Here is a 13,588-nt window from a genome sequence, read left to right on the forward strand (position 1 = left end):
CGATGGCGGCGCATCCCGTTGTGGGAGATTGGTGTAGGGTACGGGCGGGCAAACAGGAGGCTGGGGTAACGCAATGAAATGGATGATGGCTGTGTGGTTGGTGATGGCCCTGCCGATGGGGGTATCAGGCAAGCCGGCGGCACCGGTCGACTGGCAGCATTACCACAGCAAGGATGGCTGGTGGGTGGACCACCATTTTCTGCTGGTAGAGTCCCAGCAGTGGTTGACGCCATCGCAGGTGGATCAGCCGGCGTGGCAGCATGAGGTCTCGATTTCCGTGCCGTGGTCTGCCGCTTGTCCCGGCCGCGAACGGGACGACCACACAGCGCTGGTGATCATCAGTGGTGGTGACCGGCCCGGAGCGGTGCTGCGGGAATCGCCCGGCAGCTTGTCCACGGCATTGGCGCTGATCTTCTGCCGGCCGGTAGTCGAGATACGCCAGGTGCCGAATCAGCCGTTGGTCTTCAGTGCCGATGCCACGGCGACCCCCCGCCGCGAAGACAGCCTGCTGGCCTGGACCATGGATCGCGCCGCGCGAGTGGGCGATATGGCGCCTGTCCAGCACGCCATGGTCACAGCGGTACGACGCTCTCTGGATGCGGTGCAGGCCTTCAGTGCGCAGCAGCCGGGGCTCGAGCCGGTAGTGGATTTTGCCCTGCTGGGGTCATCCAAGCGCGGCTGGACCGCCTGGCTGGTGGCCGCCGAGGACCCGCGTATTCGCGCGCTGGTGCCGGTCTCCATCGATATGCTCAACCTGGCGAAGCAGTTCGACCATCAGCATCGCGCTTACGGTGAATACACCCCGGCATTACGCGCTTTCAGTGAGCAGGGCATTGATTGCCTGATCCGGACAGGGCCCGGCAAGGCCATGTTGGCAACGGTGGATCCTTATGCGTTACGGGATCGATTGTCCTTGCCAAAGCTGGTGATCAACGCGTCCGGGGACGCCTACTTTGTCAGCGACAGCCGCCAGTTTTATTTTGCCGACATGGGGCCGAATCGCTGGCTGCGCTATACCCCCAATAGCGGCCATCGCCAGGGTGATAGCCTCGACCGGGTGGTGCGACTCAGTCAGGTGGCCAACTGGCTGGACGTTATTCTGGAGGGGCGAACGCCCCCCAATGTGAGCGCACAGCTGGAGAACCCGCAGTGGGTCATCACCCCGTCAGAACCGCCGCGATCCATGCTGCTGTGGCAGGCGGTGAACCCCTCCGCACGGGATTTTCGCCAGCAGAGTATCAGCAATGGCTGGCGCGCCACTGAGCTGGATGCGGATGGTGACGGGCGTTACCGGGTTGACCTGCCTGACCCGGACAAGGGCTACCAGGCCTGGTTTGTCGAGGCGCGTTTTGGTGGTTGGCTGGCAATCAACCAGCAGGTGGTGACCACCGATATTCAGGTCAGGCCTCAGGCCTTGCCTTATCCTCCACGCGAGTGTGATTCGCACCGCGCTGACTGGGGAACCTCTGATTAACGTCTTGCATGCTCAGCGTGACCTGAAGCGTTCAGCTGTTGTGTTTTGTCGCAACGGGCAGGGTGGTTCCCTTTCCTGGCGACAAAGCGCAGCAGATGGGCGCTTCAGGTCGCGCCCTTCGGGTCTTCCAGGCTGGCCCGCACTCGTTGTTGTGCTTCCTTCGAAGGTGAAGAGCCGATGGATGGACATACACCTTCAAAAGCACGCCCCTCTTTACCTTTTGGCCCATAGAGGGGGCGAACCAGCCTGAAAGACTGAGCATGTAAGACGTTATTCAGAGGTTCCCTCGGATCCATGACATAATGTGCGCCCGAGGAGAAAAGCCATGACAGCTGTTATTTCCGTTCAAGGCCTCAACAAGGTTTATGGTTCCGGGTTTCAGGCCCTGAAGAATGTGGATCTGGATATCCAGGCCGGTGAAATCTTTGCTCTGCTGGGCCCCAACGGGGCAGGCAAGACTACCCTGATCAGTATTATCTGCGGCATTGTGAATCCGTCTGAAGGCACGGTGCTTGCCGATGGCCACGATATCGTCAAGGACTACCGGGCGGCGCGCAGTGCCATTGGCCTGGTGCCACAGGAGTTGTCCACCGATGCGTTTGAAACGGTGTGGGCCACGGTGAGTTTCAGTCGCGGTCTGTTCGGCAAACCGCGCAACGATGCGCACATCGAGAAAGTTCTTAAATCCTTGTCGTTGTGGGACAAGAAGGACAACAAGATCATCACCTTGTCCGGCGGCATGAAGCGTCGTGTGATGATTGCCAAGGCGTTGTCCCACGAGCCGAAAATCCTGTTTCTGGACGAGCCTACCGCCGGTGTGGATGTGGAGTTGCGCCGTGAAATGTGGGAGATGGTACGCCAGCTCCGCGAGCAGGGCGTGACGATTATCCTGACGACCCACTACATTGAGGAAGCCGAAGAAATGGCGGACCGGGTCGGGATTATCAACCGGGGGCAAATCATTCTGGTGGATGACAAGGCGCGCCTGATGGAAAAGCTGGGCCGAAAACAATTGACGGTGCAGTTGGCCGAGCCTCTGTCCGCTTTGCCGGGCTCGCTGAATTACGAATCCCTTGAGCTCAGCGATGACGGCTATGCCATGGTGTACACCTACGATGCCAATCAGGAGAGCACCGGGATTGCCGAGCTGCTGCGCAAGCTCAGTGATGAAGGCATCGAGTTCAAGGACCTGCATTCCCGGCAGAGCTCACTGGAAGATATCTTTGTGGATCTGGTGAACAGCACCGCGTCAGCACAATCGGGGAGCGCCCAATGAAAGTGAATTTTTACTCCATCAAGGCGATTTATACGTTTGAAATGGCGCGTACCTGGCGAACCTTGATGCAGAGTATTGCCTCGCCAGTGATTTCCACGTCGCTCTACTTCGTGGTGTTCGGCTCTGCCATTGGTTCGCGCATGGTCGAGATTGATGGTGTCAGCTACGGTGCGTTCATCATTCCCGGGTTGATCATGCTGTCCCTGATGACACAGAGCATTTCCAATGCGTCATTCGGCATTTATATGCCTACCTTCTCGGGTACCATTTATGAAGTGCTTTCGGCACCGGTTTCCTACGTGGAAATTGTTATTGGCTATGTGGGCGCCGCGGCGACCAAGTCCACTATCCTGGGTATCCTGATTCTGATCACTGCCCGGTTGTTTGTGGATTATGAAGTGCAGTATCCGGTGCTGATGATCAGCTTTTTGTTGTTGACTGCGATCACCTTCAGCCTGTTCGGTTTTATCATTGGGGTATGGGCTGATACGTTTGAAAAACTGCAAATCATCCCATTGATGATCATTACCCCGCTTACCTTCCTCGGTGGGAGTTTTTATTCCATCGATATGCTGCCGCCATTCTGGCAAACGGTGACGCTTTTCAATCCCGTGGTGTACCTGATCAGCGGTTTCCGCTACAGCTTTTTTGGGACTGCTGATGTCCATATCGCCGTCAGTCTGGGGATGACCGGGTTGTTCCTGGCCATTTGTCTTGGCCTGGTGTGGTGGATCTTCAAAACCGGTTATCGGCTCAAGAGCTGAGTATTGCGGTTCGGGCACAAGCCGAGCCAGATTCGGACCGATAAAAAAGAGGCCGCGTCCAGGGATGGAGGCGGCCTCTTGCGTTTGCCATGGGCCAGATCAGGCGCTGATCTGTTCGCCACGTAATTTCGAAACGTCCGCTTTGGGCGGGGCGCCGAACATCCGGCTGTACTCACGGCTGAAATGGGAGGGGCTTTCATAGCCGACCCGGTAGCTGGCGGTGGCCGCCTCCAGCCCTTCCGTCAGCATCAGGCGACGGGCTTCATGAAGGCGCAGTTTCTTCTGGAACTGCAGCGGTGACATGCGGGTAACCTGTTTGAAACTGTGAAACAGGCTGGACTCGCTCATGTTGGCAGAGTCGGCCAGTTCCTTGACCCGCAGGGGTTCAGCGTAGCGATCCTTGAGGGTCGAAATAACCCGGGAAATGCGATTGGCCTGGGAATCGGCAGCAACAAACTTGCGCATCCGTGGTCCCAGTTCGCCGATCAGGGAACGGTAAATGATTTCCCGCCGAGCCAGTGGTGCCAGTACCGGAACGTCTTCAGGTGAATCCAGTAATCCGAGCAGGCGGTACAGGGCGCCCTGCATGGCCGGGTCCATCTGTGTCATGCACAGGCTGCAGCCCATTTCGGAGCAGCTGGCATCGGGATCCATCTGTGCCACCCGGTCACCGAGCTCCAGCACCAGATCGGTGACTTCCTGGGGATCAATGCTGATTTTGGCGGCCAGATAGGGACGGGCTTCACAGGCATCCACAATCTGGCCCAGCACCGGCAGATGCACCGAGTTGGCTAAATAGCTCATGGGGCCGTAGACAATTTCCCGGTCGCCCAGCGTAACGGTCTTGGTGCCCTGGAGAATAAAAATCAGCGAGGGATCGTACACCGTGGAATTGCAGCTGGTGAGGCCATCTGAACGGTACAGGGAGACACCTTCAATCGGGGTCTCGTGCATGCCGGGCTCACGGGCCCATCGTTCGACTACCTGGGTCAGTTGCTGCTGAGGCGTGGCGCTGAGGTTTCTGGGTAATTCAGGGGTGCGTGATGTCATGGTGGCCTCCTGTGGCAGCCAGTATAGGGCTGGCAGGGTCGGGCTGTGTCCCCATTCAGACATTTTCTGCAGAAATAGGCAATGACTGCGCAGAAACTGGCAAGTGGACTTTATCTGGCCGCAGGAATGGGCAGTCGATTGTGTCTGGCGCCTGTGTCTCGATTTCGCACGTGGATTTCCTTTCTTGTGTCCGTATGCCCCATTTTTAGCGGGATTTTCCGGTTTTTTAACGGTTTTCCGTCTAAGAAAGACGGCGCCGGCCGTGGTCACTTACCTGAAACTCTACCGTCACCGTGGCGTAACTCGGGACAAACCTGGTCCCCTGATGAGGTGCTGATCCTTTGCCAAAACAGAAATGGGCAATCATAGAACAGGAACCCGCTACCCGGATTCCTGCTCCCGGGCCTACGCTTTCGCTCCAGGGTTGCACGACGGGCGGTTGGAAATTCTTGCCGCAGCCTGCGCAGCCATTCTTCGCCTCTTCGACATGCTTTCCATGTTTTTGCCCGTCACAGCAACAGGCAAAAACAATGTTGACCTCAAGTTAGCTTGAGGAAATAGAGTGCGCAGTCATAGCAGATTGGTCTGCTTTGTACGTGGGTGATCGGGATTGTCGAAATGGACAGTCCGGTTGGACTCACAAAGAGTGATAGCGGGAGTCACGGAAATGGAAACGATAAGTGGAGAAACGGCCACTGGGGCCGGGTTGTACTGGGGTGTTTTCGCGGCACTGATGGCGGTGATTTTTCTGGCGGGTTGTGATGCCCGAAGTGAAGCCGGGCAACAGCCAATGCCGGCACCGGAGGTTGATGTGGCAAACGTGATAGCAGAACCGGTGACCCTGTGGGAGTCCTTTACCGGGCGGGTGGTGTCACCGGAAACGGTGGAGTTACGGCCCCGGGTCAGTGGGTATATTGACAAGGTTGCCTTTGAGGAAGGGGCGCTGGTCGAGGAGGGCGATCTGCTTTTCCAGATTGATCCCCGCCCTTACCAGGCACGGGTGCAAGCCGCTCGTGCGCAGCTGGAACAGGCGCGTAGCCGTTTGACCCAGGCGCGTAGTGAGGCAGTGCGAGCCAGCACCTTGCTGGAAAGCCGGGCCATTTCCCAGGAAGAGTATGACCAACGCAGCACCGCGTTGCTGAGTGCCAAGGCGTTGGTCAATGCGGCGCAGGCGGCGCTGGATACCGCCGAGCTGGATCTTCAGTACACCCGTGTGACGGCGCCGGTGAGTGGCCGGGCAGGCCGCGCCATGGTCACTCGTGGCAACCTGGCCAACGCGGACCAGACACTGCTGACCACAGTGGTATCGGTGGACCCTTTGCACGTGTATTTCGAGGCCGACGAACAATCTGCCCTGGAAAGTCAGCCGGTGCTAGCGTTGGCTCCGTCGCCGACGGTACGCATCGGGCTGGCAGGGGAAAGTGGCTATCCCCATCGGGGCACGCTGGATTTTATCGACAACCGTCTGGATCGCAGCACCGGGACCTTGCAGTTCCGCGCGGAGCTGGCCAATCCGGATGGCATTTTTAAGCCCGGCCAGTTCGCCCGTGTTGAAATGCCTGTGGCAAAGCTGGATCAGGCCGTGATGGTGAACCGCAAGGCGGTGTTGACTGACCAGAACCGTCGTTTCGTCTACGTGGTGGCCAGCGACAATACCGTGGCGAGGCGGCAGGTCGAAACCGGACGGCAGGTCGATGATCTGCAGGTGATTCGTCGTGGTTTGCAGCAGGGTGACCAGGTGATCGTCAACGGTCTCCAGAAAGTGTTTGGTGATGGCATGCCGGTACAGCCCAGACAGGTAGCGATGCGTGAACCTGCCGCCCCGGCTGGCCAGGCCAGTGCCATCGCCGCAGCACAACCCTGAGACACGCGACCCCATAACTTCTCATCCACATTGGCGATCAGGCTGGCCCTTGCCGGCCTGACGCAATAACTCCGGGAACGACACAATCCGGCAGGCTCGCGCCTGGCCGGCAGGAGGCGTATTGCCATGAATTTTTCACGATTCTTTGTCGACAGGCCGATTTTTGCCGCGGTGTTGTCGATCATCATTTTTGCGGTAGGGGCCATCTCGATCCCCAGTCTGCCCATCAGTGAGTACCCGGAAGTGGTGCCACCTTCCGTGGTGGTGCGTACGGTGTATCCGGGCGCCAACCCCAAGGTCATTGCGGAAACCGTGGCAACGCCCCTGGAAGAAGCGATCACCGGGGTGGAAGGCATGATGTACCTGAAGTCGGTAGCGGGCTCCGACGGGGTGCTGCAGATGACGGTGACATTCCGTCCGGATATTGATGCCGATGATGCCACCGTGCGGGTGCAGAACCGGGTCAGCCAGGCCCTGGCCCGGTTGCCGGAAGATGTTCGCCGGCAAGGCGTTACCACGCAGAAACAGTCGCCCACCTTCCTGATGGTGGTGCATCTGACCTCGCCGGATGGCCGTTACGATACGCTTTATCTTCGCAACTATGCGCGCTTGCATGTGCGTGATGTGCTGGCCCGGATTCGCGGCGTGGGCGAAGCGCAGATTTTCGGGGGTGGCGATTACGCCATGCGTGCCTGGCTGGACCCCGACAAGGTTGCCGCACGGGGGCTGACCGCCAGCGATGTGGTCGGCGCCATGCGCGAACAGAATGTGCAGGTGTCCGCCGGTCAGCTGGGCGCGGAACCCATGCCCGGCAGTGACTTCCTGACTCTGATCAACGCGCAGGGGCGGTTAAGCACGCCGGAAGAATTTTCCGATATCGTGATCAAGAGTGGTGCCTCGGGCGAAATCGTGCGGCTGTCGGATGTGGCCCGGCTGGAACTGGGGGCAGGGGATTACACGCTGCGCTCGCAACTGGACAGCAAGGATGCCGTGGCCATTGGTATTTTCCAGTCCCCCGGAGCCAATGCGCTGGAGATCCGTGAGCAGGTGATTGCCGCCATGGACGAAATCGCCACCCGCTTTCCTGAGGGGGTGAAGTACGAAACGGTGTATGACACCACGATTTTCGTCAGTGATTCCATCAAGTCGGTTATCCAGACCCTGCTGGAAGCCGTGTTGCTGGTAGTGCTGGTGGTCACCCTGTTTTTACAGACCTGGCGAGCCTCGATCATTCCATTGCTGGCGGTACCTGTGTCGGTGGTCGGGACTTTCGCTGCGCTTTATTTGCTGGGGTACTCGATCAATACCCTGACCCTGTTCGGACTGGTGCTTGCCATTGGCATCGTGGTGGATGACGCCATCGTGGTCGTGGAGAACGTGGAGCGCAATATCGAAGAGGGCCTGGCGCCCCTGGCCGCTGCGCACCAGGCCATGAAAGAAGTGTCCGGGCCCATTGTGGCCATTGGTTTGGTGCTGTGTGCGGTCTTTGTGCCGATGGCGTTTCTGGATGGGGTGACCGGGCAATTCTACCGGCAGTTTGCGGTGACCATTGCCATCTCCACGGTGATTTCCACCATTAATTCCCTGACCCTGTCACCGGCGCTGGCGGCCATGTTGCTCAAGCCTCATGACGCGTCCAAGGACCGACTGACGCGCATTATCGATAGCTTGTTTGGCTGGATCTTCCGGCCCTTCAACCGGTTCTTCAATGCCAGTTCACAGCGCTACGAGAGCGGTGTTTCGCGCTCGTTGCATCATCGTGGCGTGGTGTTTGTGATTTATGCCTTGCTGCTGGCCAGCACCGGTTTGATGTTCAAGGCTGTTCCGCCTGGCTTTATTCCCATTCAGGACAAACTGTATCTGATTGCCGGGGTGAAATTACCGGAAGGGGCATCGCTGGAACGAACTGATCAACTGCTGCAACAGGTGGTGGATATCGGCCTGGACACCGAGGGCGTCGCCCATGCGGTGGCGTTTCCCGGGCTGAATGCCCTGCAGTTCACCAACACCTCCAATACCGGTTTGGTGTTCTTTCCGCTGGCGCCTTTTTCAGAACGCAGCCGCACTGCGGAACAGATCAATGCAGAGATCAACCAGAAAGTGGGCGCGTTGAAAGAAGGGTTTGCGTTTTCCTTCATGCCGCCACCGATTCTGGGCCTGGGTAACGGATCCGGGTACCAGATGTTTATCGAGGACCGCGGCAACCTGGGCTATGGCGCGCTACAGGATGCGGTTAATGCCTTCCAGGGGGCGGTATCCCAGACCCCGGGCATGGGGTTCCCGATTACCAGTTACCAGGCCAATGTGCCGCAGCTGAATGCCGAGGTGGATCGTCTCAAAGCCAAGGCCCAGGGAGTGCCGTTGACGGAGTTGTTCGATACCTTGCAGACCTATCTCGGGTCCAGCTACGTGAACGACTTCAACCGCTTTGGCCGTACCTGGCAGGTCGTGGCCCAGGCCGATGCGCCGTTCCGTGACAGCGTCGAGGATATCGCCAACCTCAAGACCCGCAATGTGAACGGCGAGATGGTGCCGATCGGTTCCATGGTCACTATCAGCGAAGATTTCGGACCGGATCCGGTGTTGCGCTACAACGGTTACCCGGCCGCTGACCTGGCCGGCGAAGCAGACCCGCGGTTGCTGTCATCGGCTCAGGCCATGGCGGTTCTCAATGGCATTGCCGAGCAGGTTCTGCCTGCGGGGATGAGTTTTGAGTGGACCGACCTGAGTTACCAGCAGGCCACCCAGGGCAATGCCGCCTTGCTGGTCTTCCCGCTTTCGATCCTGCTGGTGTTTCTGGTGCTGGCGGCTCTTTACGAAAGCTGGACGTTGCCACTGGCGGTGATCCTGATCGTACCGATGTGCATGCTGTCTGCGTTGATGGGGGTGTGGTTCTTCGGTGGCGACAACAACATTTTCGTCCAGGTGGGCCTGGTGGTGTTGATCGCATTGGCTTGCAAGAACGCCATCCTGATTGTGGAGTTCGCCCGCGAACTGGAGATGGAAGGCAAAAGTGTGGTGGATGCCGCGCTGGAAGCCTGCCGCCTGCGCTTACGGCCGATCATCATGACTTCCATCACGTTCACTGCCGCGGTGCTGCCGCTGGTGCTGGGCAGTGGTGCCGGGTCTGAAGTGCGTCAGGCCCTGGGTATCGCGCTGTTCTTCGGCATGCTGGGGGTGACCCTGTTCGGTCTGTTCCTGACACCGGTTTTCTATGTGGTGTTGCGCAAGCTCGCTGGCAGCAAGCCGCCGGTAGCCCATGACCCTGACACTACGCCTGCCCTTTCTGACGGCAATCACTGAGACATGATGAAGGAAAGCAACATGACTAGATCATCAATGCTTGCGGCGTTCCTGCTGTTGTCAGGTTGCGCGGTGGGTCCGGACTACCAGGTGCCGGAGACGCCGGCGCCGGCCCATTTTCAGGCGCTTCACGATGGCGGGGCCTTCGCGGACGTCGAGCAGCAATTCTGGCAGGGGTTTGATGACCCGCTACTGTCAGAGCTGCTCGACCTGACCCTGGCCGACAACCTGGATTTGCAGGTGGCACTGGCACGATACGAGCGCTCTGCGGCGTTGCTGTACGGTGCCCGCCGTGAGCAGTGGCCGTCACTGACGGCGTCGGCAGCGGGGGCAGAGCAGCACCTGTCAGCGGTGGAGCAGCTGGGTGGCCCAGAGCGGGTGGAGCGCTACCAGGCAGGACTGAATGCCAGCTGGGAGCTGGACCTGTTTGGGCGCTTACGTCGGGCCAGTGAATCGCAGGCGGCAGAACTGCAGGCCACCGGTGCGGATCTGGCGGCGCTACAGGTGGTCCTGGCAGGACAGGTGGCCAACACCTACTTCAACATGCGTGGCTTGCAGCAGCGTTTACAGGTGGCCAACCAGAACGTGACGTTGCAGGAAGAGACGTTGGCCATTGTCACGGCCCGGGCCGATGCCGGTCGGGCGACGGAATTCGACAAGGTTCGGGCGCGGGCCCAGCTGGCGCGCACACGAGCCGCCCTCCCGGAGCTGGAGGCGGCGCTGCGCGCGGACATGCATCGTCTTGCCGTTCTGACCGGGCAGCCCCCGGCGGCCTTGCTGGAGCGTTTAGTGCCGCTCAAGCCGTTGCCCGGCAGTGTCCCGGTGATTCCGGTGGACAGCCCCGGTGATGTGCTGCGCCGGCGGCCGGACATCATCGCTGCCGAACGTCGCCTTGCGGCGGCAACGGCACGCATTGGTATCGCCACCGCTGACCTGTATCCGCGTTTCACGCTAAGCGGGTTGTTGGGCTCGGTGGCCGCCGAACCGGGCGACCTGTTTCAGGGAGCGTCGGAGTCGCGCCGAGTGGCACTGGGGGTGGACTGGACCTTTCTGGATTACGGCAAGGTGCGGGCGCGTATTGATGCACGGGATGCCGAAGGCCAGGCCGCGCTGGCGTCCTATCAGCAAGCCGTGCTGGCGGCACTGGAAGAAACAGAAAACCGGTTGGTCCGTTATCAGCAACTGCAGACACGGGTTTCGCGTCTTGCCTCGGCGTCAGAGGATGCCCGGCAGGCCGCCGCACTGGCCCGCACCCGCTACGAGCGGGGCTTTATTGGCTACTTTGAAGTGCTCGATGCGGAGCAGGAGCTGACCGAAATCCGTGACGCAGAGGTGCGCAGCCGCACCGATCAGGTCAAGGCCATGGTGGATGTCTATCGTGCCCTGGCGGGGGCGCCGGCCCCGGCCGTGCCCAAGACATAGATCACGGCGCTGGCAGCGCTGACCGCAAAAGGCGAGCCGCGAGCGAATCCCGTATCATGGGTTCGCTGCTCGCCTTTTTTATTGCTGACGGACCCGCCCCATGATTGTTCGTGATCGCCCCAATGCTATTGCCCTGCTGTTTACCCTGCGAGGATCAGTGGTGCCGGAAATCCTGCCGCACATTTTCTGTGTGGCGTTGTTCTCGGTGGTATGGACTGCGCTCAGTCGCTGGCATGTGGTGGAGCTGGGCAGTCTGACGATCATGCCGGTGACATTGCTCGGGATTGTGCTGTCCATCTTGCTGGGCTTTCGCAACAACGCTTCCTATGACCGTTGGTGGGAAGCGCGCAAACAGTGGGGGCAGATGGTCTACGAGATTCGCAGTCTGGCCCGGGCCAGTCGGGCGTTGCTGGCAGAGGCGCCACGACGGCGGTTATTGCACCAGATGCTTGCCCATGCCCATGCGCTGAAAGGCCAGCTGCGGGAAGAAGATGGCACGGCAGAGGCGGCGCGCTGGTTGTCGGAGCAGGACAGCGAGACACTGGCCGGCAAGCAGAACCGGGCCGATGCAATTCTGGCACTTGCCGGTGAGGGGCTGGCAGTGCAACACCAGAGCGGCGCGCTCGACAGTGTGGCGTTCAAGGTGCTGGATGAGAGACTGACTGCGATCAGTGGCATCCAGGCGGCCTGCGAGCGCATTGCCTCTACCCCTCTGCCGTTTGCCTACACCCTGTTGGTGCACCGCACTGCCTACGTCTATTGCTACCTGCTGCCGTTTGTTCTGGTCGGGGCGTTGGGGTGGGCGACGCCGGTGATGGTGGCAGTGGTCGCGTATACCTTCTTCGGCATTGACCGATTGTCAGAACATCTTGAAACCCCGTTTGGCCGGGACCCGAATGATTTACCGCTGGATGCGCTGTGCCGGATCCACGAAATCTCGGTGGCCGAAGCGTTGGGAGACACGGCACCGGAGCCGTTGCCAGTAAAGGATTTCCAACTGCAGTAATCCGTTAACCACGGATGTCTGTCAGAAAGGCTCCGGTACAGCCGCTTGCCTGACTGCCGAGGGCGATGTCCAGGCAAGCGGTGCAAGGCAGTGATCAGATGACCTCAAAGGTCATGCCGGCGTGGGCTTGCAACCGTGACAGCAGTTTTTCGCCCAGCAGCGAAGAGGTGGTCCAGAAGCCGCCGGGGGCATCGTCCGGGATGTCCTTGGCCAGACAGGCGCCGGCTTGTCCCAACAACTTGGCAGTGGAGCCGTAACCCGGATCCGCATCGCCAGTGACCTTGACGGTAAGGGTGTCGCCCTGATCCGTGTGTCCGGCCAGACGAATATCATAAAAACCGGCTTTCTGGGCTTCCGGGCTGGGACCTTCTCCGGGCTGAGGCACCACAAACTTGTTCAGCGCCCAGCGGGTGGGTGCCAGCGCGGCCGCACCGAAGAACAGACCGGTTCCGACGCCGATACCCAGGGCTTTTAGCCGCCCGCCGATACCATCGCCGGTAAGCATACCCTCGTTATAGGTCATGGCGGGGCTGTAGCCGTTGAGGGCATTGGAGCGATGCACGATACGACTGTTGATGGCATCCATGACAAACGGAGCCACCCAGGCGCGAAAGTCGTCGTCGTATTCGGGCATGGCAATACTGTGCTGGCGGGCCGTCAGGCCATGGTCCGCCGGGCATAGCAGGTAAGGGTTAGCCAGCTTGCGGCGCAGCTCCGGGTCGCCAGCGGCTTCTTCGGCAATGTTCATCATGCTGGCCACGGTGCCACCCGATACGCCGCCTTTGGCTACCTTGACGCGCATGCCAACGCGCGTCGCCGGTGCGTTGAATTGCTTTTTCGCCTGTTGCTGAAGGAAAAAGACGCCCATGTCAGAAGGAATGGAGTCGAAACCACAGCAATGCACAATGCGGGCTCCGCTGGCTTTGGCGGCGGCTTCGTATTTTTCCAGCATGTCGGCGATCCATTGCGCTTCGCCGGTGAGATCGCAGTAATCCGTGCCCGTGCTCGTGCAGGCACGAATCATGGGTTCGCCGTACAGTGCGTAGGGTCCTACCGTGGAAATCACCACGGCGGTGTTCGCACACAATGCTTCCAGGCTGGCATCGTCATTGGCGTCGGCGGTGATCAGTGCAAGTTTGTCCGCCTTGCTGCCGAGAGCTTCTTTGACCTGCTGCAATTTGGTTTCAGAGCGTCCTGCCGCAGCCCATTTGAGTTCGCCATCCACACCATAGGTATCAGTCAGGTACTGGCACAGAATCTGGCCCACAAAGCTGGTGGCACCGAAGACAATCACGTCATAGGTTGAATCACTCATGAGAACTCCCTTGGCGAATGAATACAAAGAAAGTCAGCCTACCCATTGTTGCTGTGAATGTATGTGGCAATTGTGCCAAAAAGGCCGATTTTGCCTGGAGAGTGTCGCGATTGG

General features: G+C 59.6%; 9 protein-coding genes. 7 read left to right on the forward strand and 2 right to left on the reverse strand.

The window, feature by feature from the left end; all coding sequences use genetic code 11:
* Positions 1-73: 73 nt before the first annotated feature.
* The 3 genes from A15D_RS10125 to A15D_RS10135 all read left to right on the forward strand — a co-directional run bounded on the left by A15D_RS10125 (position 74) and on the right by A15D_RS10135 (position 3,514).
* Entirely contained in the window at positions 74-1,474 is a 1,401-nt protein-coding gene (locus A15D_RS10125; protein ID WP_102791844.1) for a PhoPQ-activated protein PqaA family protein, read from the forward strand.
* Between the two features lie 325 nt (positions 1,475-1,799).
* A complete protein-coding gene (locus A15D_RS10130) occupies positions 1,800-2,750 on the forward strand; it encodes an ABC transporter ATP-binding protein (RefSeq protein ID WP_102791845.1) in 951 nt (316 codons plus the stop codon).
* 2 nt (positions 2,751-2,752) lie between these two features.
* Positions 2,753-3,514, forward strand: a complete 762-nt coding sequence (locus tag A15D_RS10135) for an ABC transporter permease (RefSeq protein WP_031226193.1) — start codon at positions 2,753-2,755, stop codon at positions 3,512-3,514.
* A 99-nt stretch (positions 3,515-3,613) separates the two neighbouring features.
* On the opposite strand, the gene A15D_RS10140 is transcribed toward A15D_RS10135, so the two are convergent.
* Entirely contained in the window at positions 3,614-4,564 is a 951-nt protein-coding gene (locus tag A15D_RS10140; protein WP_022984786.1) for an AraC family transcriptional regulator, read from the reverse strand.
* 667 nt (positions 4,565-5,231) lie between these two features.
* Here A15D_RS10140 and A15D_RS10145 point away from each other — a divergent pair.
* The 4 genes from A15D_RS10145 (at position 5,232) to A15D_RS10160 (ending at position 12,159) form a co-directional block, all read left to right on the forward strand.
* Positions 5,232-6,428 (forward strand): efflux RND transporter periplasmic adaptor subunit, encoded by a 1,197-nt coding sequence (locus A15D_RS10145; protein ID WP_102791846.1) that lies wholly within the window; start codon positions 5,232-5,234, stop codon positions 6,426-6,428.
* A 126-nt stretch (positions 6,429-6,554) separates the two neighbouring features.
* The gene (locus tag A15D_RS10150; protein ID WP_102791847.1) at positions 6,555-9,731 is read left to right on the forward strand and encodes an efflux RND transporter permease subunit; all 3,177 of its coding nucleotides are present in this window, start codon (positions 6,555-6,557) and stop codon (positions 9,729-9,731) included.
* Between the two features lie 21 nt (positions 9,732-9,752).
* Complete coding sequence (locus A15D_RS10155) at positions 9,753-11,153, forward strand: efflux transporter outer membrane subunit (protein ID WP_102791848.1); 1,401 nt, start codon at positions 9,753-9,755, stop codon at positions 11,151-11,153.
* A gap of 100 nt (positions 11,154-11,253) precedes the next feature.
* Positions 11,254-12,159, forward strand: a complete 906-nt coding sequence (locus tag A15D_RS10160; protein ID WP_102791849.1) for a bestrophin family protein — start codon at positions 11,254-11,256, stop codon at positions 12,157-12,159.
* 94 nt (positions 12,160-12,253) lie between these two features.
* Here the strand turns inward: A15D_RS10160 and A15D_RS10165 are convergent, their stop codons facing one another.
* Positions 12,254-13,474, reverse strand: coding sequence for a trans-acting enoyl reductase family protein (locus A15D_RS10165; protein ID WP_102791850.1), 1,221 nt, complete (start codon positions 13,472-13,474; stop codon positions 12,254-12,256).
* Positions 13,475-13,588 lie beyond the last annotated feature (114 nt).

The organism is Alcanivorax sp. MD8A, assembly GCF_002888555.1.
In the GTDB taxonomy this organism is placed as follows: domain Bacteria; phylum Pseudomonadota; class Gammaproteobacteria; order Pseudomonadales; family Alcanivoracaceae; genus Alcanivorax.

Bases quoted from the DNA above. Each gene is read 5' to 3' on its own strand.
- A15D_RS10150 (WP_102791847.1), top strand. From the start codon at position 6,555: ATGAATTTTTCACGATTCTTTGTCGACAGGCCGATTTTTGCCGCGGTG.
- A15D_RS10140 (WP_022984786.1), bottom strand. From the start codon at position 4,564: ATGACATCACGCACCCCTGAATTACCCAGAAACCTCAGCGCCACGCCT.
- A15D_RS10125 (WP_102791844.1), top strand. From the start codon at position 74: ATGAAATGGATGATGGCTGTGTGGTTGGTGATGGCCCTGCCGATGGGG.
- A15D_RS10160 (WP_102791849.1), top strand. From the start codon at position 11,254: ATGATTGTTCGTGATCGCCCCAATGCTATTGCCCTGCTGTTTACCCTG.
- A15D_RS10145 (WP_102791846.1), top strand. From the start codon at position 5,232: ATGGAAACGATAAGTGGAGAAACGGCCACTGGGGCCGGGTTGTACTGG.
- A15D_RS10155 (WP_102791848.1), top strand. From the start codon at position 9,753: ATGACTAGATCATCAATGCTTGCGGCGTTCCTGCTGTTGTCAGGTTGC.
- A15D_RS10130 (WP_102791845.1), top strand. From the start codon at position 1,800: ATGACAGCTGTTATTTCCGTTCAAGGCCTCAACAAGGTTTATGGTTCC.
- A15D_RS10165 (WP_102791850.1), bottom strand. From the start codon at position 13,474: ATGAGTGATTCAACCTATGACGTGATTGTCTTCGGTGCCACCAGCTTT.